Source organism: Halomonas sp. A40-4 (assembly GCF_015767635.1).
In the GTDB taxonomy this organism is placed as follows: domain Bacteria; phylum Pseudomonadota; class Gammaproteobacteria; order Pseudomonadales; family Halomonadaceae; genus Vreelandella; species Vreelandella janggokensis.
In genome coordinates this window covers 1743948-1769947 of the sequence record NZ_CP065230.1, presented here as the reverse complement: position 1 = coordinate 1769947, position 26000 = coordinate 1743948, and the positions used below count along the sequence as shown (strand labels likewise).

At 56.5% G+C, this 26000-nt stretch carries 26 protein-coding genes and 2 tRNA genes; 12 read left to right on the top strand and 16 right to left on the bottom strand.

The window, feature by feature from the left end:
* Positions 1-417 precede the first annotated feature (417 nt).
* The 4 genes from IT895_RS08320 (at position 418) to IT895_RS08305 (ending at position 3545) form a co-directional block, all read left to right on the top strand.
* On the top strand, positions 418-1461 hold the full coding sequence (locus tag IT895_RS08320) for a methionine ABC transporter ATP-binding protein (RefSeq protein ID WP_085919339.1): 1044 nt from the start codon (positions 418-420) through the stop codon (positions 1459-1461).
* Positions 1442-2095: a methionine ABC transporter permease gene (locus IT895_RS08315; RefSeq protein ID WP_199285251.1), complete on the top strand. Its 654-nt coding sequence runs from the start codon at positions 1442-1444 to the stop codon at positions 2093-2095. Before IT895_RS08320 ends, IT895_RS08315 begins: the two co-directional genes overlap by 20 nt.
* Positions 2096-2188: 93 nt before the next feature.
* Positions 2189-2974 (top strand): MetQ/NlpA family ABC transporter substrate-binding protein, encoded by a 786-nt coding sequence (locus IT895_RS08310; RefSeq protein ID WP_085919337.1) that lies wholly within the window; start codon positions 2189-2191, stop codon positions 2972-2974.
* 91 nt (positions 2975-3065) lie between these two features.
* Positions 3066-3545, top strand: a complete 480-nt coding sequence (locus tag IT895_RS08305) for a GAF domain-containing protein (RefSeq protein WP_199285250.1) — start codon at positions 3066-3068, stop codon at positions 3543-3545.
* Positions 3546-3654: 109 nt separating this feature from the next.
* Here IT895_RS08305 and IT895_RS08300 read toward each other — a convergent pair.
* Positions 3655-3731 (bottom strand) — tRNA-Val (locus tag IT895_RS08300).
* 43 nt (positions 3732-3774) lie between these two features.
* A tRNA-Val gene (locus tag IT895_RS08295) sits at positions 3775-3851 on the bottom strand.
* A gap of 187 nt (positions 3852-4038) precedes the next feature.
* Between IT895_RS08295 and IT895_RS08290 the strand changes: the two genes are divergently transcribed.
* The gene (locus tag IT895_RS08290) at positions 4039-5109 is read left to right on the top strand and encodes an endonuclease/exonuclease/phosphatase family protein (protein WP_085919335.1); all 1071 of its coding nucleotides are present in this window, start codon (positions 4039-4041) and stop codon (positions 5107-5109) included.
* Here the strand turns inward: IT895_RS08290 and IT895_RS08285 are convergent.
* Complete coding sequence (locus tag IT895_RS08285) at positions 5106-6494, bottom strand: class II fumarate hydratase (RefSeq protein WP_085919334.1); 1389 nt, start codon at positions 6492-6494, stop codon at positions 5106-5108. The two genes, IT895_RS08290 and IT895_RS08285, sit on opposite strands and share 4 nt — an antisense overlap.
* 277 nt (positions 6495-6771) lie before the next feature.
* On the opposite strand from IT895_RS08285, the gene IT895_RS08280 reads away from it, so the two are divergent.
* Positions 6772-7146 carry a phasin family protein gene (locus tag IT895_RS08280; RefSeq protein ID WP_066315349.1) on the top strand — a complete coding sequence of 125 codons (375 nt, stop codon included), beginning with the start codon at positions 6772-6774 and terminating at the stop codon, positions 7144-7146.
* Positions 7147-7267: 121 nt separating this feature from the next.
* Here IT895_RS08280 and hda read toward each other — a convergent pair whose 3' ends face one another.
* Positions 7268-7972: a DnaA regulatory inactivator Hda gene (gene hda, locus IT895_RS08275; RefSeq protein ID WP_085919333.1), complete on the bottom strand. Its 705-nt coding sequence runs from the start codon at positions 7970-7972 to the stop codon at positions 7268-7270.
* The gene (locus IT895_RS08270) at positions 7969-9066 is read right to left on the bottom strand and encodes an AI-2E family transporter (RefSeq protein ID WP_199285249.1); all 1098 of its coding nucleotides are present in this window, start codon (positions 9064-9066) and stop codon (positions 7969-7971) included. Before IT895_RS08270 ends, hda begins: the two co-directional genes overlap by 4 nt.
* Positions 9067-9261: 195 nt before the next feature.
* Between IT895_RS08270 and purM the strand changes: the two genes are divergently transcribed.
* Both purM and purN read left to right on the top strand, forming a co-directional pair.
* The gene (purM, locus tag IT895_RS08265; protein WP_085919331.1) at positions 9262-10335 is read left to right on the top strand and encodes a phosphoribosylformylglycinamidine cyclo-ligase; all 1074 of its coding nucleotides are present in this window, start codon (positions 9262-9264) and stop codon (positions 10333-10335) included.
* Positions 10332-11066, top strand: a complete 735-nt coding sequence (gene purN / locus IT895_RS08260; protein WP_199285248.1) for a phosphoribosylglycinamide formyltransferase — start codon at positions 10332-10334, stop codon at positions 11064-11066. Before purM ends, purN begins: the two co-directional genes overlap by 4 nt.
* 72 nt (positions 11067-11138) lie before the next feature.
* On the opposite strand, the gene dcd is transcribed toward purN, so the two are convergent.
* From dcd to cobA, 4 genes are all read right to left on the bottom strand, one after another.
* On the bottom strand, positions 11139-11705 hold the full coding sequence (dcd, locus tag IT895_RS08255; RefSeq protein WP_066315332.1) for a dCTP deaminase: 567 nt from the start codon (positions 11703-11705) through the stop codon (positions 11139-11141).
* Positions 11706-11716: 11 nt separating this feature from the next.
* Positions 11717-12517 carry an iron-sulfur cluster carrier protein ApbC gene (gene apbC, locus IT895_RS08250; protein WP_085919329.1) on the bottom strand — a complete coding sequence of 267 codons (801 nt, stop codon included), beginning with the start codon at positions 12515-12517 and terminating at the stop codon, positions 11717-11719.
* 144 nt (positions 12518-12661) lie between these two features.
* Positions 12662-13780: a kinesin gene (locus IT895_RS08245; protein ID WP_199285247.1), complete on the bottom strand. Its 1119-nt coding sequence runs from the start codon at positions 13778-13780 to the stop codon at positions 12662-12664.
* Positions 13781-13941: 161 nt separating this feature from the next.
* Positions 13942-14748, bottom strand: a complete 807-nt coding sequence (gene cobA / locus IT895_RS08240; protein WP_199285246.1) for a uroporphyrinogen-III C-methyltransferase — start codon at positions 14746-14748, stop codon at positions 13942-13944.
* Positions 14749-15042: 294 nt separating this feature from the next.
* Here cobA and IT895_RS08235 point away from each other — a divergent pair, with 294 nt between their 5' ends.
* The 4 genes from IT895_RS08235 to IT895_RS08220 all read left to right on the top strand — a co-directional run bounded on the left by IT895_RS08235 (position 15043) and on the right by IT895_RS08220 (position 19085).
* A complete protein-coding gene (locus IT895_RS08235; protein ID WP_085919326.1) occupies positions 15043-15939 on the top strand; it encodes a GGDEF domain-containing protein in 897 nt (298 codons plus the stop codon).
* 41 nt (positions 15940-15980) lie between these two features.
* Complete coding sequence (locus IT895_RS08230; protein ID WP_085919325.1) at positions 15981-16319, top strand: 4a-hydroxytetrahydrobiopterin dehydratase; 339 nt, start codon at positions 15981-15983, stop codon at positions 16317-16319.
* Complete coding sequence (locus tag IT895_RS08225) at positions 16320-17510, top strand: amino acid aminotransferase (RefSeq protein ID WP_085919324.1); 1191 nt, start codon at positions 16320-16322, stop codon at positions 17508-17510.
* 84 nt (positions 17511-17594) lie between these two features.
* Positions 17595-19085 (top strand): NCS2 family permease, encoded by a 1491-nt coding sequence (locus IT895_RS08220; protein WP_199285245.1) that lies wholly within the window; start codon positions 17595-17597, stop codon positions 19083-19085.
* Here IT895_RS08220 and IT895_RS08215 read toward each other — a convergent pair.
* From IT895_RS08215 to IT895_RS08185, 7 genes are all read right to left on the bottom strand, one after another.
* Positions 19072-20361: an MATE family efflux transporter gene (locus IT895_RS08215; protein ID WP_085919386.1), complete on the bottom strand. Its 1290-nt coding sequence runs from the start codon at positions 20359-20361 to the stop codon at positions 19072-19074. The genes IT895_RS08220 and IT895_RS08215 overlap by 14 nt on opposite strands.
* A 140-nt stretch (positions 20362-20501) precedes the next feature.
* Positions 20502-21086 (bottom strand): YceI family protein, encoded by a 585-nt coding sequence (locus IT895_RS08210; RefSeq protein ID WP_085919322.1) that lies wholly within the window; start codon positions 21084-21086, stop codon positions 20502-20504.
* Positions 21087-21166: 80 nt separating this feature from the next.
* On the bottom strand, positions 21167-21712 hold the full coding sequence (locus IT895_RS08205; protein WP_199285244.1) for a cytochrome b: 546 nt from the start codon (positions 21710-21712) through the stop codon (positions 21167-21169).
* Positions 21713-21903: 191 nt separating this feature from the next.
* Entirely contained in the window at positions 21904-23103 is a 1200-nt protein-coding gene (locus IT895_RS08200) for an O-succinylhomoserine sulfhydrylase (RefSeq protein ID WP_199285243.1), read from the bottom strand.
* 28 nt (positions 23104-23131) lie between these two features.
* On the bottom strand, positions 23132-24655 hold the full coding sequence (gene purF / locus IT895_RS08195; RefSeq protein ID WP_066315288.1) for an amidophosphoribosyltransferase: 1524 nt from the start codon (positions 24653-24655) through the stop codon (positions 23132-23134).
* A 62-nt stretch (positions 24656-24717) separates the two neighbouring features.
* Positions 24718-25266 carry a CvpA family protein gene (locus IT895_RS08190; RefSeq protein WP_085919320.1) on the bottom strand — a complete coding sequence of 183 codons (549 nt, stop codon included), beginning with the start codon at positions 25264-25266 and terminating at the stop codon, positions 24718-24720.
* A 2-nt stretch (positions 25267-25268) separates the two neighbouring features.
* A complete protein-coding gene (locus IT895_RS08185) occupies positions 25269-25991 on the bottom strand; it encodes an SPOR domain-containing protein (protein ID WP_199285242.1) in 723 nt (240 codons plus the stop codon).
* Positions 25992-26000: the final 9 nt, after the last annotated feature.

The window sequence follows — 26000 nt, the reverse complement described above, 5'->3', positions numbered from 1 at the left end:
TGATCCGTGCGCAAGCTTACTACTGCACAAACCTATTTGTGCACCCCAAAGGCATGCGCGATCAATCAACGTAACTCAGTATTCATGCCTGCAGAAAACCCGGGCCTCCAGAAAAGAGAAATTAACACTTTTAAAGAAACAAAAATCAGTTAAAAAAATTATTAAATTGAACAGCAATATAAGATGTTATTCTTTTGGTTTGACATCGCCTGGCTAGCTCTCTAGACTCCCGCCGCAAATGTAAAGGCGCCGATTTGTACCCAGATTGCGGGCGTCCGCCGAGTGAATGCTTGGTGAAGTGCAGCTAAAAGGGTGTGTCCAGCGTTGATGGCCACCCGAAAGGGTGGCCTTTTTTTGTTCCCTCCCCTACGCTTGCGCGCTCACCTTCGTCTTCGGCCTATAGAAAAGGCAGACGCCATGATCGAACTGAATAATGTCAGCAAAACCTACGGTACCGGCCGCGACGCCGTTCACGCCCTCAAGGGCGTGAATCTGGCGATCCCCAAAGGGGCCATTCACGGTGTTATCGGCCTGTCCGGCGCGGGCAAGTCGACGCTCATTCGCTGCGTCAACCTGCTTGAGCGACCCACCCAGGGCACGGTGACCGTCGATGGACAAGAGATCACACGATTGAGCAACACGGCGCTGAACCAAGCACGCCACCGCATCGGCATGATCTTCCAGCACTTTAATCTGCTCACCACACGCAACGTGTTTGACAACGTAGCACTGCCACTGGAGTTGATGGGCCAACCCAGGCGAGATATTCGTGATCGCGTGAGCCCACTGCTTGAAATGGTCGGCCTGTCCGACAAGGCGGATCAATTTCCGGCGCAGCTATCCGGCGGGCAGAAACAGCGCGTTGCGATTGCCCGGGCGCTGGCCAGCAACCCTCGCGTCCTGCTCTGCGATGAGGCCACCTCCGCACTGGACCCCCAGACAACCAGCTCAATCCTGGAACTGCTGCGCGATATCAACCATAAGCTCGGCATCACCATTTTATTGATTACCCATGAAATGGAAGTGGTTAAATCGATCTGCCATCGTGTCGGCCTGATATCCAATGGCGAGCTGGTTGAGGACGCCGTAGTAGGCGATTTCTTTACCGCACCTCGAACCCAATTGGGGCGCGATTTTCTCAACGATTTTCTGCAACTGTCTCCTCCCAAGGAGCTGCTCGAACGCCTCAGCGACAACCCCGACACCAACGCACACCCGGTCGTGCGGCTTACTTTCTCGGGGGATGCGGTCTCCACACCGCTTATTTCCCGCCTGGCACGGGACTGCGGCGTCGATGTGAGCATTCTGCAGGCCAAGGTGGAATCGATTCAGGAAAGAACACTTGGCTTGATGATTGCCGAACTGCTGGGCACGTCTGAGCAGACGCAAGCCGCTATGGACTACTTGGCAGACCATCAATTACAGGTAGAGGTATTAGGCTATGTCCAGCGCAATGATTGAGCTTATTATTCAGGCAACGCTCGATACCCTCTACATGGTCGGCATATCGGGATTGATCTCGACATTACTCGGGCTACCGCTGGGCGTGATGCTCTATGTAACGCGACCCAGGCAGATTCTGGCCAAGCCATTACTGAACCACGCCCTGGGCATTGTAACCAACGTTGGCCGCTCCATTCCGTTTATTATCTTGATGGTGGCGATTATTCCGTTTACGCGGATGCTGGTGGGCACGTCCATCGGCATCAATGCGGCTTCAGTGCCGCTGACCATTGCCGCGATTCCCTTCGTCGCCCGGCTGATCGAAGGCGCCCTCAATGAAATCTCACCGGGTTTAATCGAGGCTGCCCAGGCCATGGGCGCTACACCATGGCAAATCATCACCAAGGTGCTAATCCCCGAAGCGCGTGGCGGTATTATCACCGGCCTTACCATTACGCTGGTAACGCTGGTCAGCTACTCCGCAATGGCAGGCGCTGTCGGCGGCGGCGGACTCGGTGATCTGGGTATCCGCTATGGCTACAACCGATTCAACCCAACCATCATGCTGATCACCGTAGTGGTACTCGTTGTCATGGTACAGGGCTTCCAGAGCCTGGGGGATTACCTGGTGCGCAAAACTGACCGCAAATAACCGCATTGCTTTCCAGTGGACATATAACGAAAAAGCATTAAAATTACCCTCATTATCACCATTCACCAAAATTGACATCCAACAGGAGTTGCCATGAAGACATTAGCCCTCGGCACCATTACCGCACTCGCACTGGCCGTTAGCGCCAGTGCTCAAGCCGCCAGCATCAAGATGGGCACCGTTGCCGGCCCTGAAACCGAAGTCATGGAAGTTGCTGCCCGAATTGCCAAGGAAGAATACAACCTTGACGTCGAAATTATCGAATTCACTGATTACGTAACGCCCAATGCAGCACTGGCAGACGGCAGCCTGGACGCTAACGCTTATCAGCACGAGCCCTACATGCGGTCCATGGTGAATGATCGTGGCTATGATTTCGCCATTGCAGGCTACACCTTTGTCTACCCCATCGGCGCTTACTCAGAGAAGTACGACAGCGTTGACGAACTGCCTGAAGGTGCCCAGATCGCGCTACCCAATGACCCGTCCAATGAAGGTCGCGCGCTGATCCTGATGCATAATGAAGGCCTCATCACGCTGAATGACCCCGAAAACCTGGAAGCGACACCTATCGATATCGCCGAGAACCCGAAAGACTTCCGTTTTCGCGAAATCGAAGCCGCCCAGCTACCGCGCGTTTTGCCGGATGTCGACATGGCCTTCATCAACAACACCTTCGCGCAGCCCGCAGGCCTGAGCCTTGACGACGCGCTGATCAAAGAAGGTCCCGAATCGCCCTACGTCAACCTGATTGCCGTCCGCGGCGGTGATGAAGACCGTGAAGAGATCCAGCAGCTGGTCAGCGCTTACCAGAGCGAAGAAGTGATCGAGAAAGCCGAAGAACTCTTCGATGGTGCCGCCGTACCCGGCTGGAAATAATCCTCACCATTGTCAGACAAGAGACCAACCACACCGGGCCGACAACTGTCGGCCCGGTGTCGTTATGGATATGCATAACCAGGGAGCCGTCATGTCACTTGATAGCGTCAACTATGACCTTCTCGATCGCCAGCTCGCCGCGTTGCTGGATACCCGCGACTGGCTAACCAATAGTGCACAAACCTGCGCCTTCATCATGCAGTCACTACCCCACTTGAATTGGGTCGGCTTTTATTTGCAACGCTCACCTGAGATGCTGGCGTTAGGGCCTTTTCAGGGCAAGCCTGCCTGCCACCCCATTCCGTTCAGCAAGGGGGTTTGCGGTGCTGCCGCGCGAAAGCGTACCACCCAGCGCGTTGATGATGTTCACAGCGTTGCCGACCATATTGCCTGCGACATCGACTCCCGGGCGGAGCTGGTCGTGCCGATTGTCAGCAATGATCAGCTATGGGGGGTGCTGGATATCGACAGCCCGCAGGAAGCACGCTTTAGCCAAGAGGACCAAGCCGGCATTGAAGCATTACTGAATACTTTTAAACGCCAAACCGACCTGCCTGTCTGGGATCACTGACGGACTGACCCCACTGACAAAGCAACGCGATACTTCCTCACGCCAGACAAATCGCACAAAAACAAAAACGCCCCGTCATGACGAGAATGACGGGGCGTAATCGAGAATCTGGTAGGACCAGGCGGATTTGAACCGCCGACCTCCACGATGTCAACGTGGCGCTCTAACCAACTGAGCTATGGTCCTGAAAAAGTGTCATTGCTGCCTGGCCGTTTAACGACAACCAAGATGGTAGGACCAGGCGGATTTGAACCGCCGACCTCCACGATGTCAACGTGGCGCTCTAACCAACTGAGCTATGGTCCTGCCGAGCAACGGATGCGTATTTTACGTTTCCGCCACTGAATTGCAAGCTATTTATCGACTTAGCAAAGCATCGGCAGTCACTGACGGTCACTTCGCCGCCGGGAACTTATCACGCTGCCCGAACAAACCGGGTGCTACACTGGAACAGCGCCCATCGACGAACGCAAGACAACACGGGAGACCGGCCATGCCAGGCCTATTGCTGGGAAGCATCGCGATCGTCTTATTACTCACAACACTGGTTGCCCGCATACGACTGCGCTGGTGGTGGATTCGTAGCTGTGAATTTCCACGCTTACAGATTGCGAGCCTCGCCATTGCCTGCTTTATAGCAGCGTTGCTCATGCCTGTTTCACCTACATGGCAAATGATCACGCTCGTCATTTGCCTGGCCGTCATTATCATCCAGGCGTGCTATATCCTGCCCTGGACGCGGCTCTGGCCCAAACAGGTCCGCTCAGCCAACGTTTGCAATGAAGCCCGGGACATTACGCTGCTCGTCGCCAATGTCCTGACCCCTAACCGCCGGTCTTCTGACCTTATCGATCAGATCCACGCACATCAGCCCGACATCATTCTCACACTGGAATCTGATCAGTGGTGGCAGGACCAACTGGACCCGGCGCTGGACGCGCAGTGGCCGTATAGCGTCAAGATTCCCCTCGACAACCTCTACGGCATGCATCTTTACTCACGGCTGCCGCTTGAGAACACATCCGTCGAGTGGCTTATCCAGGACGACATTCCCTCTATCCATACCCACATCAGGCTGACGGGTGGTGAGGCAATACGACTGTTTGCGGTGCATCCCCGCCCTCCAGCGCCGGGTGAAAGCGAAAAGTCGCTCTGGCGGGATGCCGAGCTGTTATGGGTGGGTAAGAAGATCCAGAAGACGCCGCAGCCGACACTGGTCGCCGGCGATCTTAACGATGTTGCTTGGTCACGCACTACTCGGCGCTTCTGCCGCGTTGCCGGCATGCTGGATCCTCGTCGGGGGCGGGGGATGTACAGTACATTTCACGCTCACTACCCGATTCTGCGCTGGCCTCTCGACCACATTTTCGTCAGCGAGCACTTCACACTTGGCCGTATGCATCGCTTGAAAGACTTTGGCTCGGATCACTTTCCAATGCTTGCCACGCTTTGCTACCGCCCCACCCGCAAGCACGAGCATGAAACACCCGATGCAAGCGCGGAGGAGGAAAGCGAGGCAAGTCAGACCATCCGCCAGGGTCAGCGCGAAGAGCAACAGACCTAGCCCTTGTCGTTATCAGGCACGCCACCTCGCGTAAGCGCCTCTGGGTCAAGCAAGCGCTCAAGGCGGTCACGCCCAAGGTCGGTGTGCTCTTCGGCGACATCAATGATCGGCCGCCCTGTTTGATAAGCTTCCTTGGCGATGGCCGCTGCCGCATTGTAACCAATCGCGCTGTTAAGCGCCGTGACCAGAATGGGATTACGAGCGAGCGGTGTTTCAATGCTGTCCCGACGTACCGTGAACGTCGCAATGGCACGGTCGGCTAACAGCCGCGTGGTACTAGTCATCAGTGTGATGCCCGTCAGCAAGTTATAGGCCACCAGGGGAAGCATGACGTTCAACTGAAAATTCCCGCTCTGCCCGGCCACCGTTATCGCGGCATCCAGACCAATAACCTGCGCGGCGGCCTGTGCAGCCGACTCCGGAATCACCGGGTTCACTTTACCGGGCATGATCGAACTGCCCGGTTGCAGCGCCTCGAGCTCGATTTCACCCAGTCCGGCAAGCGGGCCTGAGTTCATCCAGCGCAGGTCATTGGCGATCTTCATGACAATGCACGCCAGGCCTTTGAGATGGCCGGAAAGCTCCACGGCCGCGTCCTGGGAGGCAATGCTGGCGAAAAAGCTATCGTTGGGCTTAAACGACAGTCCCGTTTGCTCACTTAGCTGGGAGGCCACCTGGTCGGCAAACCCTTGGGGTGCGTTAATGCCTGTCCCGACAGCTGTTCCGCCCTGCGCCAGCCGACATAGCCGCGTCAGGCAGCTGTCCAGCCGCTCGATGGCCTGACCCAGTTGGCTCGACCAGGCGCCCAGTTCCTGATCCATGCGCAGCGGCATGGCATCCATAAGATGCGTACGGCCGGTCTTGACCACATCCGAAAGCTCGGCAGCTCGTGAATCAATCGTACTGCGAAGATGCACCAGCGCCGGACGAAGCGACTCATGTACAGCCAATGCGGCCGACACATGTATCGCTGTCGGAATCACATCGTTACTCGACTGCCCCATATTGACGTGATCATTGGGCAGGACCTCAACACCACGACGGCTGGCCAGGGTGGCGATGACTTCATTTACGTTCATGTTGCTGGAAGTGCCCGACCCGGTCTGAAACACATCCACCGGAAAGTGCTCGTCATGCTCGCCACTGATCACTTCCCGGGCGGCTTGCATGATCGCGTCGGCGCGATCAGCATCAAGTTCACCCAGCGCTTGGTTAGTCTGAGCGGCGGCAAGCTTGATGCGTGCAATCGCATGAATAAACGCAACCGGCATCGGGGTGTGAGAGACCGGAAAATTATTCACTGCGCGTTGCGTCTGGGCGCCGTACAACGCCTCGGCAGGAACATCCAGTTCCCCCATACTGTCGCGTTCAATGCGCGTTTTCATGGTAGTCCTCCTTGTCGATATCGGCGGATAAACGTCGGTACGATAATTTACCGACGGGCAATCGTGAAACGGCGTCATTTCTAGCCTAGTGGCCGCAGTATAAAACTCAAGCGATCTGGCATCAGCTTTATTATCCAACCATGTTGCACTGCACAAAAACGCCTGCTATGCTGCATCGCAGAACATCAGGGAAAGCACCACAGGACGACACTTCGTCTGGCGCTGCTACCCATTTCATCGAAACGCGTTAGCACCGCTAAACAGGAGATTTTTGATTATGAGTACTTTCAACACCAACGAATGGACACAGCAGTTCGATAATTTCTTCATGGCCCCAGCACGCGCTTACGCTGCGCTGAGTGTCGACATGACAGAAAAGCTTTTCAATGCGCAACTTGATGCGCAGAAAGCCTACGTAGATACCAGTCTTGCCCAGGCACGCAAGCTGATGAGCGTGAAAGACGCCGAGGAACTACGCAGCTACATGGAAAACCAGCAGAAAGTCGCCAAAGAAGTGGCAGAGCGCCTCAAAAGCGATGCTGATAACGTGGTTTCTCTACAGCAGGACTTCGTTCAGAAAAGTCAGAAGATTACTGAAGACAACATCAAGCAGGCACAGACAGCGGCCAGCAAGATGGGTAAAACGGCCTGATTGGAATAACGGGTCACTCGCATGACCGAATGTCATGCGCAGTAAGTAGACGATGATTGATGAGCCGCCAGCCACCGCTGGTGGCTTTTTTTATGGCCGTGACCTTATTAGCCGACCAGCATTACCAGCCCAGTGCGGACTTCACAAACGGGATGGTCAATTTACGCTGGGCGGACAGCGACGCTTGATCCAGCGTTTCCAGCGCTCGACAAAGCGCGCCAAGTTCGCGTGGCCCGCGATGAAGAATATAGCGGCCTACGTCGTCGGGCAATTGCATCCCGCGGGCATGGGCCCTCAGCTTCAGCGCGGCCAGACGGTCATCGTCATTCAAAGGATGCAGGTGGAACACCGTGCCCCACGTCAACCGCGATGCCAGGTCAGGTAACACCACCTGCAACTGGCGGGGCGGCGCATTGGCGGCAATCACGAGATGCTTGCCGGCATCGCGCAGGCGATTGAAGGCATGAAAAAGCGCTTCCTCCCAGCGCTTCCGGCCTATCACCTGCTCCAGATCATCTATACAGACCAGGTCGAGCCGTTCAATATCTTCCAGCATCAATGGTGGAAAATGACCTAACTCGGCCAACGGCAGGTAAAGGGCCCGCTTGTCTCGATCGGAAGCGGCATGGCAGGCAGCCTGCAATAAATGGCTGCGCCCTGACCCCGGCAGGCCCCAGAGATAAATAAAATCCTCGCCGGCTTGCGCCCACTGCTGCTGAAGGCGATCAAGCAATGCCGCATTGACCTCGCCAGCGTAATAGTTATGAAACGTAGCGTCGTCGCGCAAACCCACCCCGAGGGGCAGCTGCGCCGGCACCTGGCTCATGAAGACTCCCTCTCATCGCCGATCGCGGGCACCTCTTGGGCGTTTTGATCGTCATCGTTATACAGATCACTGTTGATGTAACGGTCCCTGGCCTCGCGTAGCAGCACCATGATGACCGCCGCCGCCGGCAATGCCAGCAGCACCCCCGTCAGGCCGAATAAGTTACCTCCCGCCAGCACTGCAAAAATAACCGCGACCGGGTGAAGGCCTATCTTGTCGCCTAACAGCTTAGGTTGTAACACCACGCTTTCCGCCACCTGGCCAATCGTAAACACGGCGACAACACCCAAAAGCCCCCACCAGGTGCCAAACTGGAATAGCGCGACAATCAGCGCCACACACAACCCCAGGATAAAGCCAAGAAACGGCACGATGCTCACCAGGCCGGAAACCACACCGATCAACAAGCCAAAGTCCAGCCCGATCAGGGTCAACCCGCTCGCATAGATGATGCCCAGGCAAAGCATGACCAGCAGCTGTCCACGCAAGAACGACGCCAATACTTCATCACAGCGGCCAACCAGACGGCTAACATCATCCGCCCATTGACGAGGAATCAGATTGGCAATATTGGTGATAAGACGATCCCAGTCCAGTAGCAGGTAAAACGTCACGACAGGGATCAGCGCCACGTAAGTGACCCAGGATATGAAGGCCATCCCGGAGCGACCTATCTGGCCGAGTGCCTGGGCCAGGTAGCCACCGGCATCGCGCCAATTCTCGACCAGCGTCTCGCGTACATTGACCAGTTCAGAACGCAGATCATAACCGGTCCACTCGAACACCTTCGGCGCCAGGGTGTTTTCCCCCCAGGCAAAGATACCCGGCACGGCGTCACTTAACTGTTTCAACTGCTGAATCACGAGCGGGATGATGATCAGCAGGCTGACAACCAGCACCAGCAGCAGCACACAGAAAACACTGCTGACCGCCACCGCACGGTTCATTCCCCAACGCTGGAAGTGATTAGCCAGCGGGTCCGCCAGATACGCCAGGATGATACCGGCAATAAACGGCATTAATACGGCATCCAGTAAATACAACAGCCCGAACACCAGGACTAATAGCAGGATCCCCCACCATGAATTGCGCATATAACTCCTTTGATGGCCACTGTCACGATAGCCTACTATGCCGGATATAAAGAAAAACCGCCTGCTTTTGTTAACGTCATACGCGAGCCGATGCGAGCCTTGCCACCGGGTGTTACAATCCCGTTCAATTATTGCCCGGCTCTGGCGACGTACGCCAGCCACTATCGCACCGTACTTTGCTCCATAGGACCTGTCATGACCGACACCTCTTCTTCGCACGCCTCATCGGGACCGTCACTCAGTTATAAAGACGCAGGCGTTGATATCGATGCTGGCAATGCGCTGGTCGATCGCATCAAGCACGTTGCCAAGCGCACGACGCGCCCTGAAGTCATGGGCGGGCTCGGCGGATTCGGCGCCCTTTGCGAGTTACCTCAAGGGTATCAGCAGCCGGTACTGGTCTCAGGCACCGACGGCGTGGGTACCAAGCTGCGTCTCGCCATGACACTCGGCAAACACGACACCATCGGTATTGACCTGGTGGCCATGTGCGTCAACGATCTTATCGTTGCCGGTGCCGAGCCCTTGTTATTCCTCGACTACTATGCCACGGGTAAATTAAATGTCGATATCGCGGCGGACGTGGTCACCGGTATCGGTGCTGGCTGCGAGCAGGCAGGCTGCGCCCTTGTTGGTGGTGAAACCGCCGAGATGCCGGGCATGTACGAAGGTGATGACTACGACCTGGCCGGATTCTGCGTTGGTGTCGTCGAAAAAAGCGAGATTCTCGATGGCAGCCGCGTGGCGGAAGGCGACGTTTTGCTCGGCCTGGCCTCATCCGGACCTCACTCAAACGGCTACTCGCTGATTCGCAAGATTATCGAGCACGGTAACGCGCCGCTGGACACCCAGATCGACGGTGTTGCTCTGGGCGATGCCCTGATGGCACCGACGCGCATTTATGTAAAGGCACTGCTTTCCCTGCTACGGGAGACCGACCTATCGGTTCATGCGCTTTCACACATCACCGGTGGCGGGCTGCTCGAGAATATCCCCCGCGTACTCCCCGATTCGCTTGCAGCACGCATCGATACCCAGGCGTGGACGCGGCCAGCGGTATTTGACTGGCTTCAAACCCAGGGGAATGTCACCGACACCGAAATGTACCGGGTTCTGAACTGCGGTATCGGTATGGTCGTCGTCGTCCCTGAAGCCGAGGCCAGCCAGACCATGCGCCACCTCGAAGCCCAAGGCGAAACCGTGTACCGACTGGGACAGATTGAACCACGCAAGCAGGATGCCGTGGTGTTGGAGAATTTGCCGGCATGAGCAGCACCGACTATAACAGCGACACCTTGACGGACATGACCCCAGAGCCCACTACGCCACCCCGCGTGGTCGTGTTGATTTCTGGTAGTGGCAGCAACCTGCAAGCGCTTATCGAGGCGCAGTCACACGACCGCCTGGGTGGCGAGATTGTGGCCGTTATATCCAACGAGGCCGATGCCTATGGCCTAAAACGCGCCCGTGACGCCGGTATCGATGCTGTTGCGCTACCGCACCGGGAGTACGATAGTCGTGAGGCCTACGACGGGGCACTGATCAAGGTGATTGAACGCCATGAGCCCGACGCCATCGTGCTGGCCGGTTTCATGCGTATTTTGACACCGCGCTTTGTGCAGCGCTTTCTGGGCCGGATGCTGAATATCCATCCCTCGCTGTTACCCGCTTACCAGGGGCTCAACACCCACGCTCGCGCGCTGGCGGACGGGGTGAAGCAGCACGGTTGCAGCGTTCATTTCGTTACCGAGGAACTGGATGGCGGGCCGGTAGTGTTACAGGCCGAACTCAATGTCGCCACCGACGATAACGTTGAATCGCTGAAGCAGAAAGTCCAGGCCCGTGAGCATCTGATCCTGCCCATCGCCGTACAATGGTTTTTACAGGGACGCCTTCAATACAGCGGTGAAGGGGCTACCATGGACGGCCACCCCCTGTCCCTCCATGGCATGCGACTGTCCCACGACGATGCGGCCGAAGAGCTCGACGAGTCCGTCTAGGCCAAGCCGGCACACAAAAAAAGCCGAGCGGCCAATACCGCTCGGCTTTTTACTTAGCAGACAGGCATTTATTCAGGTACGCGGTAACGTCACACCACGCTGGCCCATGTACTTGCCGCCACGATCCTTGTAGGAGGTTTCGCACACTTCGTCAGATTCCAGGAACAGCATCTGCGCAACGCCTTCGTGAGCGTAAATTTTAGCCGGCAGATTGGTTGTGTTCGAAAATTCCAGCGTGACGTGACCTTCCCATTCCGGCTCAAGAGGCGTGACGTTGACGATGATTCCGCAGCGGGCATAGGTCGATTTACCCAGGCATATCGTCAACACATTGCGCGGGATACGGAAATACTCCACCGTCCGCGCCAGCGCAAAGGAGTTGGGCGGAATAATGCAGACATCGCCCTTTACATCAACAAAGCTTTTATCATCAAACGCTTTGGGGTCCACGATCGCCGAATGAATATTGGTAAAGACCTTGAATTCATCCGAGCACCGGACATCATAGCCATAGCTGGATGTGCCGTAGGAAATAACCCGCTGATCGTTAATATAACGGACCTGCCCCGCTTCAAAAGGCTCAATCATGGCATCGCTTTCTGCCATGCGCCGGATCCATTTATCGGACTTGATGCTCATTGGTTACGTCGTCACTCGCTGAAGGAAATAGTGGGACTTTCTTTATTCTGGCCATCCACGCTCTGCGCCACTCGTGTGGCAATCGCGGCAAACGTTTGGCTGACCGATCCCTCCGGCTCCGAAACAACGCTTGGGCGACCTGAATCGGTAAGCTCACGAATCGACAGGGTTAACGGCAAACGACCCAATACCTCGGTTTCATACTCTTCGGCAATACGGTCACCACCGCCAGCACCGAATATCGGCGCTTCATGGCCGCACTTTTCGCAATGGTAAAGACTCATGTTTTCAACCACGCCCAATACAGGCACATTCACCTTGCGGAACATCTCGATGCCTTTCCGCGCGTCCAGCAGGGCGATATCTTGCGGTGTGGTCACAATCACAGCCCCGGAAACGGCGACTTTCTGGGCCAGGGTCAACTGAATGTCACCAGTACCGGGCGGCATGTCGATAAGTAGAAAATCCAGGTTATCCCACTGGGTTTGATTAAGCATCTGCTGGAAAGCCCCCACCACCATCGGCCCGCGCCAGACCATGGCTTCACGTGTGTTGACCATGAACGCCATCGACATGGCTTGCAGCCCATGGGCCTCAAGCGGCAGGAATTTATCTTCACCCGCTGCCTGCGGCCGAACACCCTCGGCAACCCCAAGCATTTGCGCCTGACTGGGGCCATAGATATCCGCATCCAGAACGCCCACACGATAGCCCTGGGCGGATAACGCCAGCGCCAGGTTAACGGTAACCGTAGATTTGCCGACGCCACCCTTACCCGAGGCCACAGCGATGATATGTTTTACGCCTTCCATTTAGACAGACTCCTCGTCTGGCGTTGAATCAACAAGTGCTGGAATCATACTCCTCGCGGACCAAATCATAAACCAGCACCCAAAAGAACGGGTGCTGACGTATCAGCACCCGCTCATCCAGACTAAGACATTTCGAAAGAGTGCTTAGCCAGCTTCATCTTCCTGATTACCACTTTCGCTGCCAGAGGGTGCCTCTTCGCTGCTCTGGCTGTCGCCTTCTTCGCTACCCCCCTGACTGGTGCTTTCACCGGCATCGTTGGCCGCATTACCGGTACGCGAATCCAGCGTGGAGAGCTCATCACGCCACTCATTCAACTGTGTTTCCAAGCGTTCCAGCTGCTCTTCACGGGTGGACACCTGGTCTTCAATCTTGGCCAGTTCCTCGCGGCCCATTTCGATGGCGACCATGACATCTTCCATTTCACTGCGAACATCGTTCAGGCTATTCTCTTCTTCTTCACGCAGCGCTTTCAGCGAATCGACCTCTTCTTGCAGTGCATCGCGCTCGCTGGCAGCGCTGTCACGCGCCTGCTGAACCTCAGCTCGCTCCGCTTCGGCGTTGGCGATGTCGTCTTGAAGGCTGGACAAGCGCTCATTCGCCTGCTCGATCTGGGTGTTGACGTCATCCAGCGTTTCTCTTGCGGCGTCACGCTCTTCAACCGCCTGCTGACGTTCACTGGCCGCTTCCTGCCGGGCTTCTTCTGCCTCTTGGCGCGCATTTTCAGCACTCTGACGAGCCTCTTCGGCTTGTTGACGTGCCTGGTCAGCTTCCTCACTGGCCTGCTGTACCTGATCACGCTCTTCGCGCAGCGTTGTCAGCTCGCTTTCAGCGTCGCTTACCTGTTGGTTCAGTTCGTCAACGTTAGTTTGCAGGGCGTCGCGCTCTTCCTGCAGTGACTCAAGTTCAGAACGCGTGTCACTCACTTGCTGCTGGAGGTTTTCCAGGGCCTGTTGCTCTTCGGACTGCTGGTTTTCAAGCGCATTCATTTCCTCCTGCAACGCCGACAGATCTGCTTCGGCATCGTCAACTTCGTTGAGCTGCTGAGTCAGCGATGTATTTTCTTCCTCAACGTTTGCCACCTGCTCTTCCAGCGCCGCAACGCGGTCCCGGCTGGTGCCGACATTTGACTGCGCCATGATGGCCCAGATCACTGCGATCGCGGCGATACCCGCAATCCCCTTCACGCGATTATCGCGGAACAGTGTCTTCATATCTGGCTTGCTATTGGTCGGCTTTTGATCGGTTTGCTGCTCGTCTGACATGTCGCCTCTCCCTTTGGTATTCGCTGCGCGTTACGCGTACCGGTGTTGGCTGCGCATTAGGCAGCAGACAGTGATAATTATCAGCCTGCTAGCTACCAGCATACACAGCTTAGAGTATCTAGCCACTCTGACGATAAGACACTAGCGTTGATTGTTTAACGCTAGCCGCCTGAACCGGTGGGTGGCGTTGGATGCTTACCGTGACGAAACCCCTTGGCATCGGTCTGATCCACGTCGAACCATGCCAGCTGTGCATTCAATGACACTACATGACCGACAATCAACAAGGTCGGAGGCTTTATATAGCCTGAATAGAAAGCATCAGGCAGCGCCTGCAAGGTGCCAATATGGGTTTGTTGCTGTTGAGTCGTACCTTGCTCAATCAGCGCCAGCGGCGTATCTCCCGCCATGCCGTGGGTGACCAGCGCTTCGCAGATGACATCCACACTGCCCAGCCCCATATAAAACACCAGTGTCTGGCCCGGGCGTGCCAATGTCTGCCAATCCAGATCACACTCACCGTTTTTGAGATGGCCGGTGACAAAGCGCACCGATTGCGCATGGTCGCGGTGGGTCAGCGGAATACCGGCATAGGCCGCACAACCCGACGCCGCCGTGATACCCGGTATCACCTCAACAGGGACGCCAGCAGCTATCAAGGTTTCAAGCTCTTCCCCTCCACGGCCAAAAATAAACGGGTCACCTCCCTTGAGTCGAACCACGCGATTCCCTGCCCGGGCCCAGTCCACCAGCGCCTGGTTGATACCCTCCTGGGGGACACTGTGCGACGAGCGAGCCTTGCCCACATAAAACTGCCTAACCGTTGACGGCAGTAGCGCCAGGATCTCATCGCTAACCAGGCGGTCGTGCAACACCACATCGGCATTCTGCAAGCGCTTAAACGCCTTGAGCGTCAGTAACTCAGGATCCCCTGGCCCGGCCCCCACCAAACTGACGCGCCCCTTCATGCAAGCGCCATCCTGTATAGACGTGCTGTGCGACAAAACACACCTCATCGGAATAAAAAGAATATTTTATATGCACAAACGTAATGCTTTTTGCTCACATATGCCATCAGCAACGTTAAACCAACGTATTATATACCTTTTTAGTCTTAATATTTTTTTAGATATAGCAAAAAAATATGTAAATGTATCGAATTGTAGGAAATGGCTTACATTCTAATTACGTTTTTAAGGCTATCCTAGCCGATTGTTTTTGATGGCACCGCTTTCCAATGGTACAGCTTCGGAGATTCACGCATGTCCGTGAATGATATCCCCTTATCGCTCAACGCCGAGCAACTTATCAGTCAGATTCCAGGCGTCGTCTTCCAGTTCTTCCGCCACCACGACGGCCATATGTCCATGCCGTTCATGGAAGGTGCCGGAGTGACGTCAGCGCCGATTGATCGCGACCAACTGGCAGAGGATGCCAATACGGCGCTCGAGACGTTGACCGGCGCGGATTATCCGAAACTGATGTCAGCCATTGAACGCTCAGCCCGGGGAATGCTGCCATTAGCCACTCGGTTCCGCCTTGCGCCACCCGGACATAAAGCTAAGTGGATTGGCGTCAGCGCCACCCCTGAACCCATGCCAAATGGTGTTCGTTGGCATGGCATCATGATGGACATCAGTGACCAGGTCAGCGAAGAACAGCGGCTACGCAAGCTGTGCGACACCGACCCACTGACCAGCCTGCCTAACCGACGCAAACTAATGGTCCACTTGACTAACCTGGCATCGCTAAGCTCGCGGCACGGCACCCCGCTATCCATCATGATGCTCGACATCGACCACTTTAAATATATCAATGACCGTTGGGGGCATCTCCACGGCGATGAAGTCCTCAAACGACTGGCCACCCTGGCTCAATCACTGCTGCGCAGCGAAGACATGATAGCCCGACTGGGGGGTGAAGAGTTCATGGCCCTCTTGCCGCTAACCCCGGTCAAACAATGCCATCAGTTGGCTGACCGGTTACGCCATCAAATTGCTGAACATGATTTCGGCATGGGCGTCGGGAAGGTCACGCTCAGCATCGGCGTTGCTGAGTATCGCTGTGGTGAACCCATAGCGAGCCTGATCGAGCGCGCGGATCAGGCACTTTATAGTGCCAAAGATGTTGGTCGTGACTGCGTCTGCCTTCTATCCTGAAAGAGCAAGCCATTCATCATCCTTATTTAGGAGGTAGCCAAATGACGTCACTGGCCCAACAACATTGTGAACCCTGCAGCGGCGACGCACGGCCCATGACGCGCAGCGAGTGCGAAAGCCAGCTAAAGACTCTCCCCGAGTGGCGAATTGTCGATCACGATGGCATTATGAAGCTGTCACGCAGCTTCACGTTTCGTGATTTTGTCAATGCGCTGGCGTTCACACAGCGCGTGGGCGAACTGGCCGAACAGGCAGGCCACCATCCTGTGATCACCACCGAGTACGGGAAAACCACGGTCACCTGGTGGAGCCACGCGATTGATGGTCTGCACCAAAATGATTTCATTCTTGCCGCTAGAACCGACGAGGTAGCCGAATAAATGTTTGAGCATATTGAGCGAGTCCCTGGAGACGCCATTCTTGGGCTAATCGAAGCTTTCAAAAAAGACACCAATCCTCAGAAAGTCGACTTAGGCGTTGGCGTTTACCGCGATGCGCACGGCAATACGCCGGTAATGCGTGCGGTTAAAGAGGCCGAGGCTCGCCTGCTCAGCAATGAAACCACCAAGACCTATATTGGTTCCCACGGCGCACCCGCTTACGGCGGTGTTGTGCTACCAATGGTACTGGGTGCCAGCTCGCCGGTGCTGGAAGCCAATCGTGCCAGTGCCACCCAGTCGCCTGGGGGTACTGGGGCACTGCGTTTAGCGGCCGACTTCATTGCCACTCAATTGCCCGACAGGGGCATTTGGGTGAGCGACCCCACCTGGCCCAACCACCACGGTATTTTTACCGCCGCGGGCATTGAGTTGCACAAGTATCCCTATGTCGACCCTGATAACCGTCTCGACTTTGACGGCATGCTGGGAGCGCTGAAGAAGATCCCTGAAGGCGATGTGGTCGTACTTCACGCCTGCTGCCATAACCCAACCGGGTTCGACCTTTCAAAGTCCCAGTGGCAACAAGTGCTCGAGGTGGTTAAAGAGCGCCAGTTACTGCCGCTCATCGACTTTGCCTATCAAGGGTTCGGGGAAGGCCTGGACGAAGATGCCTACGGCGTTCGGCTATTTGCCGAGCAGCTGGACGAGGTCATCATCACCAGCTCCTGCTCGAAAAACTTCGGCATTTACTGTGAGCGGACCGGCTGCTTGATCATGGTGGCTAAAGATGCCGAGCAGATGGAAAACATCCGCTCGCAGGTCGCCATTGTCGCGCGGGAAAACTACTCCAACCCGCCTGCACACGGCGGCGCCATTGTCAGCGAGATTCTTCATGACGCTGAACTCTCCGCCATGTGGCGCGAGGAACTGACCGAAATGCGCGACCGCATCAACACCCTGCGTCGCGATTTCGTCGAAGCCCTGAAACCCTACGGGCTGGATGAGAAGTATGCATGTGTTGCCGAGCAGCGCGGCATGTTCTCCTACACCGGCCTCACACCGGAACAGGTCGACCGACTGCGCGACGAGTTTGGTATCTATATGGTGCGCTCGGGTCGCGCCAACGTGGCCGGCTTCTCCCAGGAAAACCTGCCCTACCTGGCGAAGGCGATCGCCGCGGTTAACGACTAGACACGCTGGCAAAGCGCGTTCCAATGCCCAGGCCTGCCTGGGCATTTTTGTTTAGCTCTACCATCCCATAAACCAGAGGCATTCATGGCAACGCAACATCACTACCCGTGGTACAAAAAAGAAGACACCGACGCATTCTTCGCTTTGTTCCAGAACAACATTGCGAACTTTGTCATCATTGCCATCACCATGCTTGGCATGGGTTTTCCTGCCTCCATCGTCTATGGACAAGTGCTGCCCGGCGCGGCGGTTGCCGTGATGGTCGGCAATTTCTATTACGCCTGGAGTGCCTCACGGTTAGCCCGCAAAGAGCAGCGCTCGGATGTTACCGCCTTGTCCTACGGCATCTCCACGCCGGTCATGTTTGTGTTTCTGTTCGGCGTTCTACTGCCCGCCAAGGAACTGACGGGAGATGTCACCCTCGCCTGGCAAGTGGCTGTGGCCGCGTGCTTTATCAGCGGAGCCATTGAAGCCGCCATCAGCCTGGTCGGCCGCTGGGTGCAATATCATCTCCCACGAGCTGCCATGCTCGGTGCCGTTGCCGGTGTGGCGCTGACCTTTATTGCCGGTGAAATGTTGTTCAAAACGCTGGAAATGCCGGTGATTGGCTTGCTGGTGCTGGCCATCATTATTGTCGGCTTGCTTGCCCGGGTCAGCATGCCCCTGAAAATTCCCACTTCGCTATTCGCGATCATCCTGGGCACAGCGATGGCCTACTTGATTGGCGATGCGGGTGGTGAACGCTTCAGCGACGCCTTTACCCACCTTGGCTTTTACCCACTGCTGCCCAACCTGGCCTGGTGGGAGGGCCTGGGGCTGCTGGCCACCGGAATGCTCGCCATTCTGACCGTGGTGTTGCCGATTACGCTGTATAACGCCATTGAGACCATGAACAACGTCGAGGCCATGGAAGCCGCCGGTGACAAGTACGACGTACGTGAATGCCAGGCGGTCGATGGCGTGGGCACCATGCTGGGCGCACTGTTTGGCGGCGTCTTCCCCACCACGGTGTATATTGCCACCGTTGGGGCGAAGTGGATGGGGGCCGGACGTGGCTATAGCCTGTTAAACGGAGCTGTTTACGCCATCGCCACCATGTTTGGATTAATCGCCATGATTTCGGCGATCATCCCTGTCTCGGTGGTCGCCCCTATTCTGGTCTTTGTGGGCATTTCCATGATCGCCACGGCGTTTCAGTCCAACGACAGCCGTTACTATCCCGCGGTCGCGCTAGCCATGCTGCCCTACTTTGCCAACTACGTGATGACACGCTTTAACCGCGGTGCTGAAGACATCGTCAGCGATATTTCCACCGCCATTGTGGCCACCGGTCAGGGCGCCATGTTCATGGCCATTTTCCTGGGAGCCATGACGGTTTCCGTGATCGATCATCAGTTTCGGCGGGCAGCGATCTTTGCCCTGATCGCGGCAGCGTTCTCGTTTGTTGGTTTGATGCACGCAGCAGAGTTGGGCATCAATGCCGCGCCCAGTTTCAGCATGGGCTATCTGGCGATGGCGCTATTGTTCGGCTACTTTGCATTTCAAGAAAAGCCAACAACCTCTAACCCGCGTTAACCCCCGCCTGCCGATGAGGACGTGACAGAATACGTCTCAGCAGCAGCCAGGCTACTAATCCGGCGAACACATTACCCAAGGCCGCTCCGGCGGCCAATCCCCACCATCCGGCCAGCTGTTCACCCAACCACAGGCAGGGTAAGTAGCACACAAAAAGGCGCGCGGCAGACAGTAGCATCGCACGTAATGGCCACCCCAGCGCATTGCCCGCCGAGACCACCAACATGCAGACACCGAGTGCCGCGTAGCTGGGCAGCAGGAAACGAATCAACAGTACCAGTTCATCCTGTACGTCAGGGTTGCCTGCCAGCGCCATGCCAAGCCAGGGGGCACCCAGCGCCAGCAATATACCCAGGGTTAACTGCCAGACCACCGCAACACCCAGTGCCAGGCGCAGGAGACGATGGATCTGGTCCCAATCACCGGCCCCATAGCAACGCCCCAGCCAGGGCGGCAACGACATCGTCATGGCTAAAATCACCATTAACGACAGCGTTTCCAGCCGACTTGCCAACCCCCAGGCAGCGACTTGACTCTCGCCCAGGCCCGCCACCACCGAAATGGCCAACATGGCGGCCAGGGGGGGCATGAGCTGGCTCACCATGGCCGGTGCGGCGATACCCATGAAAGGGCGCCAAGACTGCCGTCCTTCTTGCCATAGACCTTCTCGCGCGGCCCAGCCGCGTTTCCACAAACGCCCCCCGGTGACCAGTAAACCAATGCCAAAGGCAATCGCCGTCGCCCAGGCGGCACCGGGCAGCCCCCAACCTGGCCACGGCCCCACGCCAAAGATCAGCACGGGATCCAGAGCCAGGTTGATCAGACTGGTGATCACCATCATTTTTCCTGGCAAACGGGTATCGCCATGGGCACGAAAAACGCTGTAAACAAAATAAAGCAGCGCCCCCAACCAGGCTGCCAGAAGCTGCGGTGGCCAATAGCTGCGCAAATACCCAAAGGTGTTGCTTTCGGCACCTAACAAACTGAATATAGGTATCTGAAAAGCCCACAGCAACATGCCCAGACAAGCAATCACGGCGCCACCCGCCATCAACACCAGACTGCTCAACCGCTTGGCACGGTCCTTCTCGCCAGCCCCCAGCGCACGAGAAATCAACGCCGCGATGGCGATCCCCATGCCCACCTGAATCCCGATGATCAGAAACGAAAGCGGAAAGGTGAACGATTGGGCCGCCAGCGGGACCGTGCCCAAGCGGGCAATAAAGGCACTATCAACCAATTGGAACCCAAGTAGCGACAGTACCCCAATCGCCATCGGCCAGGTTTGCCGCCACAGGGTTTTGCCCAATCCTGCCGTTTGCTGAGTGCTAGCCGCCAACACCTATACTCCTGTTGAATAAACGCAAAAAACGCCACCACCCCCGAAGGCGTGGTGGCGCTTTTAGAAGCGCTGAATTACTGGCGAATACCTTCGAAGGTCACATAAAGCTCTAGCTCATGCATCGCTTCGGGGAAATCGCTCATATCAATACCAAAATCGCCCAACGTGATCATGGTGCTGCCTTCAAAGCCAGCACGATAGCCACCCCAGGGGTCCTCGCCTTCACCCATCAGCGTGACGGGCATTTCAATTTCCTGGGTTTGACCGTGAAGGGTCAGATCGCCGGTCACCACACCCTCATTGTCACCGGTCGACTCGAAGCCTGTCGAGGTGAAGGTGGCCGTGGGATACTCGTCTGCGTTGAGGAAATCGCTGCTCAAAATGTGACGGTCACGTTCCCCATGGTTAGTGTTCAGGCTGCTTACCTGGACTTCCATGTCGACGGATGATGCATCGAGATCATCGGCGTCGTAGCTGAACTCACCCGAAAAGTCTTCAAAGCTACCCAGGATGTAGGAATAGCCCAGGTGGCTGATTTTGAACTGTACAAAGGCATGCTGCCCTTCAGTGTCGATGGTGTAGTCAGCAGCCTGGGCCTGGCCAAGCGTGACAAGTCCTGCGGCGGCGACTGCCGTGGTCAGTAAGGTCTTCTTCAACATGCTGCAACTCCTTTCTCGATGAAAAGCACCGTTTTGAAAGGTGCTCCTTGAAGCTATCCCGACAGGGAAAGCCTGATGCGTCAACGCGATGCGGGTTTCAACATACGCCGTAAGGTGTCGTATCGGTCATGAAAGTGGTGCTTGAAGGCCGCCAGTGAATGCCCCGCGGCCAGCAACGTCAACCCCCAGGCACTGTACCAATGCAGATCTCCGGCGATCAGCGACTGCTGTGGCAGCCCCTGCACCAACGCAGGCACGACAAACCAGCCAAATACACTAATACCACTCCCATCGGCGGTGGAGATCAAATACCCCGTGGTCATGACCACAAGCAGCGTTACATACAGCATGACGTGACCCAGGTGCGCCAGCAGAATGGCAAGTCGGCTTCCATGGCCGCGGGGCGTAGGCTGCGACCACCGCCAGACGATACGCGCCAGGGTAGCGGCGAAAAGCAAAATGCCAATCGAGCGGTGTACCCAGGGGCCCAGATTATACCAAGGATCATAATACCCCAATCCGGTCATCCACCAGCCCAGGGCAAAGAGCCCGACAATCGTGATAGCGCTTAGCCAGTGCAGCATAATACTGATGACGCCCCAGCCAGCCTTCGTATTTCCCCACATCGAATAATCCTTTCTTGGACGCCCTCTTTGGGCGTGATGTGAAAGTGATGATAGCGGCAAAATGGATTGTAAACCGCTGAAAAAAGCAGAACACACCATTCGTAAAAAACGTTGGACAGCGCCTTTACACAATCAAGACGGGCTAAAAAAACCGGCCATGGGCCGGTTTCAGATCACTTTCTGGCAGACGACTACCCCGCCAGCAAGGCGTCTAACCCTCTGGCGAGGTCATTTTGAATATCTCGCTGGTTTTCCAGCCCGACGGCAACGCGCACCAGCCCCGGTGAAATACCGGCGGCCGCTCTTTGCTCATCGCTCAAGCGACCATGCGTGGTCGTGGCAGGATGCGTGATGGTCGTTTTGACATCTCCCAGGTTGCCGGTAATCGACAGCATGCGGGTCGCATCGATCACCTGCCAAGCGCCCTCCTGGCCGTAGAGGACCTCGAACCCAAGCACCGCGCCAAAGCCGTCCTGCTGCTGTTTGGCGAGCTCATGCTGCGGATGGTCGACCAAGCCGCTATAGAAGACCTTATTGACCGCTGGATGGGCATCAAGCCACTCGGCAAGGGCTTGTGCCTGTTCACAGTGAGCCTTCATACGCAGCGAGAGCGTTTCCAATCCTTTGGTAAATATCCAGGCGTTGAACGGACTCATGCACGGGCCACAGGTGCGTACGACCCCGAACACCTCTTCCAGCACGTCGTGCTTACCCACCACGGCACCGCCTACCGCACGCCCCTGCCCATCGAGGTACTTGGTTGCAGAGTGAATCACCAGGTCAGCCCCCAGTGCGATGGGCTGCTGAAGTGCCGGCGTTAAGAAGCAGTTATCAATCGCGAGCCAGACATCATGGCGTTTAGCCAACGCTGACAGCGCAGCGATATCGGCTACTTCAGACAGCGGGTTCGACGGCGTTTCAGCAAACAGCAAGCGCGTATTGGGGGTGATCGCCGCTTCCCACGCCGCCAAATCGGAGAGCTCCACATAGCGGGTGGTAATACCGAACTTGCCGAAATATTTATCGAACAGGCTCACCGTGGAGCCAAACAATGAACGCGAAGCGACGATTTCATCGCCTGCCGATAGCAGCGCCAGCACCGTTGACAGGATAGCGGACATCCCCGAACTGGTGGCCACGCAGCGTTCGCCGCCTTCCAGCGCCGCTAACCGGCGCTCAAAGGTATGAACGGTCGGGTTGGTGAAGCGGGAATAAACGTTGCCGGCCTCGTGACCACCAAACTTGCGCGCTGCTTCAGCGGCGCTGTCATACACGAAGCTGGACGTGGGAAAAATCGGCTCCGCGTGTTCCTGCTCAAAGGTACGCTCGTGTCCCGCCCGAATCGCTAGCGTTTCCAGCGACCACGCGTCTTGCTGGCTGTCATCTTGCATGGGCTAGTCTCTTGTTCAAACACACCATTTAATCGTCCAGGTCGTCGTCATCCTGATTATGCATGTCGACCAGGGCATGGTCACCGGCGCTCTGGTCCTTGGCCAGGTCGTTTCGGCTGGCCTCCAGCACCGCCAGGTAGGCATCGTCAATATCCCCCGTGACGTAGTTGCCGTCGAAAACCGAACAGTCAAAGGCTTCCAGTTCGGGATTCACTTCACGGCAGGCATCTTTCAGGTCCTCGATATCCTGATAGAAAATCCGGTCGGCACCTATCAACTCGCCGACTTCTTCTTCCGTACGCCCATGGGCTATCAACTCAGAAGCCGCAGGCATGTCGATGCCGTAAACGTTGGGATAACGCACCGGCGGTGCCGCAGAGGCAAAGTAGACTTTCCGCGCTCCGGCGTCGCGGGCCATCTGGATGATCTGCTTGCAGGTGGTGCCGCGCACAATTGAGTCATCCACCAGCAGCACATTCTTATCTTTAAACTCGATGTCGATGGCATTCAGCTTCTGGCGGACTGATTTCTTGCGCTGGGTCTGCCCCGGCATGATGAAGGTTCGACCGATATAGCGGTTCTTCATGAACCCTTCGCGGTAGGTAACGCCAAGGTGCTGCGCCATTTCCAGCGCCGAGGTACGCGACGTATCGGGAATCGGAATCACCACGTCGATATCATGATCGGGCCATTCATTAAGCACACGGTCACCGAGCTTACGCCCCATCTGCATGCGGGTACCATAGACATAGGCGCCGTCGAGAATCGAATCGGGCCGTGCCAGGTAAACGTGTTCGAAAATACACGAGCGCAGTTGGGGACGGTCGGCACACACCTGGGTATGCACGTTGCCCTGCATATCGACGAAGACCGCTTCACCCGGCGACAGATCCCGCTCCAGCTCGAAGCCACCCACATCCAGGGCAACCGACTCGGAGGCGATCATGACATCCTGGCCGTTTTCTGCCTGGCGTGTACCAAACACCACCGGCCGAATGCCGTGAGGGTCACGAAACGCCACCATGCCAAACCCGTTGATAATCGCGACGGCTGCATAGCCCCCCTGGCAACGACGATGCACCCGACGCACGGCATCAAAGATATCCTCGGCTTCCAGATGCAGGCCCTGCTTACCCAGTTCATGGGCAAATACATTGAGCAGCACCTCGGAATCCGAGCTGGTATTGATATGGCGAAGGTCCGTCGAAAACAGTTCCTGCTTGAGCTGTTCGGAATTGGTCAGGTTGCCGTTATGGGCAAGGGCGATACCATAAGGGGAATTGACATAAAAAGGCTGCGATTCGGCTTCGCTGGAGGAACCGGCGGTCGGATAACGGACGTGTCCGATACCCAGGTTGCCTTTCAAACGCGCCATGTGCCGCGTATGAAACACATCGCGCACCAGGCCGTTGCTCTTGCGCAGTAAAAAGCGTCCCTCGCTCCAAGTCATCATCCCGGCAGCGTCCTGGCCGCGATGCTGAAGAACGGTCAGGGCATCGTAAATACCCTGATTTACCGCTTGCTTGGCCAGAAGGCCGACGATACCGCACATTCCCGTTACCTCGCTTGATGCTGGCTTAACCTACGTAAGCCGGTACATGTCAGATAAAACTATCAAAGTTCACGCCCCTTGCGTAAATCCGGCAGCGTGATGTCGTTGAGCGTGGACGGCGCTTCGGGAAGTTCGCCGCCCCATTGATCCAGTCGGTTAATCGCGTAGTTGCGCAATTCAATAAACGTGGGGCGTAACGATGCCTGCTGCCACGCCTGAAGCTCTGAAAGTGGCGTCAGCATAATCAGCACTGTCACTACCAGCAGAATGACCCCGCCCCGCGCGATACCAAACGCCGCCCCGGCAAAGCGGTTAAGCAACCCCATGCCGACCCACTCGACCGCGGCATGCACCAACCGGATAACAATGCCACACAGCAGGATGACCGCAAAAATCACTAACGCAAAGGCCAGCACCAAGCGCGCGTCAAAGCTGTCGATGAAACCACTCATCAATTCAGCGACTGGCTCGGCCAGCACCCTGGCGACCATCAGGGCAATAACCCAGGCCGCCAGCCCCAGCGCTTCGCGGACAAAACCGCGCACGAACCCCGCCAGCATCGACAGCGCCAGCACTGCTAAAAAGGCGGCGTCTATCCAGGTAAGTGCCATGGTTAATCCCGCACTCGAACCAGCAGGCCTTGCACATTGGCTCGCTGTTTGACATCGCTCATTGCCGCTTCACCCTCTTCCGACGTAGTAAAGGGGCCGACATAGACGGTTGTCATGTCATTGTCGCGGTCGCGCTGGTAGACAGCAAAACCTTCTCCGCTCAGCTGTTCACTCAAGCGTCGCGCGTTATCAGGGTTGCCGAAGCTGCCAACCTGTACCGCCCATTCGCCGGCTGGATCGGACTGCGGAGCCGACCCTGACTGGTCGTCGGCGGGTCGCTCTTCAGACGTGTCACTCACTGACTGGCTATTTGACGCAATCAGGTCGGCTATCGGATCGCTCTGCTCACTCGTTGGTGACTCGTCAGCGCCACTGGCTGCCTGCGTTTCATCTCCGGCACTATCTCCGGCACTATCTTCGGCACTATCATCATTGCTGGTCAGTTGATCCGTATTCGGGCTGGCGGGATCCACGTCAAGCGGCTCGTCCGTTGCCTGAGCGGCCACATCCGGGTCTACCTGCTCGGCGGGGTCCCCAATCGACTCGGGACGCTGTGGGGGGGCCACATCACGGCGCTCGACTTCCACCGGTTGCTCGATGACAAAATTCGGTTGGGGACGCTCTTCACGCGGCGCTGGGTCACTCATCAGCCACGGCACGATGATGGCCAACAGCGCAAGCAGGATGACGATACCGCTGATCCGTTCCGTTTTACCGTATTTCATATCCCTCTC

Excerpts from the sequence above, each read along its gene's own strand:
- IT895_RS08320 (WP_085919339.1), top strand. The coding sequence starts at position 418 with ATGATCGAACTGAATAATGTCAGCAAAACCTACGGTACCGGCCGCGAC.
- IT895_RS08315 (WP_199285251.1), top strand. The coding sequence starts at position 1,442 with ATGTCCAGCGCAATGATTGAGCTTATTATTCAGGCAACGCTCGATACC.
- IT895_RS08310 (WP_085919337.1), top strand. The coding sequence starts at position 2,189 with ATGAAGACATTAGCCCTCGGCACCATTACCGCACTCGCACTGGCCGTT.
- IT895_RS08305 (WP_199285250.1), top strand. The coding sequence starts at position 3,066 with ATGTCACTTGATAGCGTCAACTATGACCTTCTCGATCGCCAGCTCGCC.
- IT895_RS08290 (WP_085919335.1), top strand. The coding sequence starts at position 4,039 with ATGCCAGGCCTATTGCTGGGAAGCATCGCGATCGTCTTATTACTCACA.
- IT895_RS08285 (WP_085919334.1), bottom strand. The coding sequence starts at position 6,494 with ATGAAAACGCGCATTGAACGCGACAGTATGGGGGAACTGGATGTTCCT.
- IT895_RS08280 (WP_066315349.1), top strand. The coding sequence starts at position 6,772 with ATGAGTACTTTCAACACCAACGAATGGACACAGCAGTTCGATAATTTC.
- hda (WP_085919333.1), bottom strand. The coding sequence starts at position 7,972 with ATGAGCCAGGTGCCGGCGCAGCTGCCCCTCGGGGTGGGTTTGCGCGAC.
- IT895_RS08270 (WP_199285249.1), bottom strand. The coding sequence starts at position 9,066 with ATGCGCAATTCATGGTGGGGGATCCTGCTATTAGTCCTGGTGTTCGGG.
- purM (WP_085919331.1), top strand. The coding sequence starts at position 9,262 with ATGACCGACACCTCTTCTTCGCACGCCTCATCGGGACCGTCACTCAGT.
- purN (WP_199285248.1), top strand. The coding sequence starts at position 10,332 with ATGAGCAGCACCGACTATAACAGCGACACCTTGACGGACATGACCCCA.
- dcd (WP_066315332.1), bottom strand. The coding sequence starts at position 11,705 with ATGAGCATCAAGTCCGATAAATGGATCCGGCGCATGGCAGAAAGCGAT.
- apbC (WP_085919329.1), bottom strand. The coding sequence starts at position 12,517 with ATGGAAGGCGTAAAACATATCATCGCTGTGGCCTCGGGTAAGGGTGGC.
- IT895_RS08245 (WP_199285247.1), bottom strand. The coding sequence starts at position 13,780 with ATGTCAGACGAGCAGCAAACCGATCAAAAGCCGACCAATAGCAAGCCA.
- cobA (WP_199285246.1), bottom strand. The coding sequence starts at position 14,748 with ATGAAGGGGCGCGTCAGTTTGGTGGGGGCCGGGCCAGGGGATCCTGAG.
- IT895_RS08235 (WP_085919326.1), top strand. The coding sequence starts at position 15,043 with ATGTCCGTGAATGATATCCCCTTATCGCTCAACGCCGAGCAACTTATC.
- IT895_RS08230 (WP_085919325.1), top strand. The coding sequence starts at position 15,981 with ATGACGTCACTGGCCCAACAACATTGTGAACCCTGCAGCGGCGACGCA.
- IT895_RS08225 (WP_085919324.1), top strand. The coding sequence starts at position 16,320 with ATGTTTGAGCATATTGAGCGAGTCCCTGGAGACGCCATTCTTGGGCTA.
- IT895_RS08220 (WP_199285245.1), top strand. The coding sequence starts at position 17,595 with ATGGCAACGCAACATCACTACCCGTGGTACAAAAAAGAAGACACCGAC.
- IT895_RS08215 (WP_085919386.1), bottom strand. The coding sequence starts at position 20,361 with ATGGCGATTGGGGTACTGTCGCTACTTGGGTTCCAATTGGTTGATAGT.
- IT895_RS08210 (WP_085919322.1), bottom strand. The coding sequence starts at position 21,086 with ATGTTGAAGAAGACCTTACTGACCACGGCAGTCGCCGCCGCAGGACTT.
- IT895_RS08205 (WP_199285244.1), bottom strand. The coding sequence starts at position 21,712 with ATGTGGGGAAATACGAAGGCTGGCTGGGGCGTCATCAGTATTATGCTG.
- IT895_RS08200 (WP_199285243.1), bottom strand. The coding sequence starts at position 23,103 with ATGCAAGATGACAGCCAGCAAGACGCGTGGTCGCTGGAAACGCTAGCG.
- purF (WP_066315288.1), bottom strand. The coding sequence starts at position 24,655 with ATGTGCGGTATCGTCGGCCTTCTGGCCAAGCAAGCGGTAAATCAGGGT.
- IT895_RS08190 (WP_085919320.1), bottom strand. The coding sequence starts at position 25,266 with ATGGCACTTACCTGGATAGACGCCGCCTTTTTAGCAGTGCTGGCGCTG.
- IT895_RS08185 (WP_199285242.1), bottom strand. The coding sequence starts at position 25,991 with ATGAAATACGGTAAAACGGAACGGATCAGCGGTATCGTCATCCTGCTT.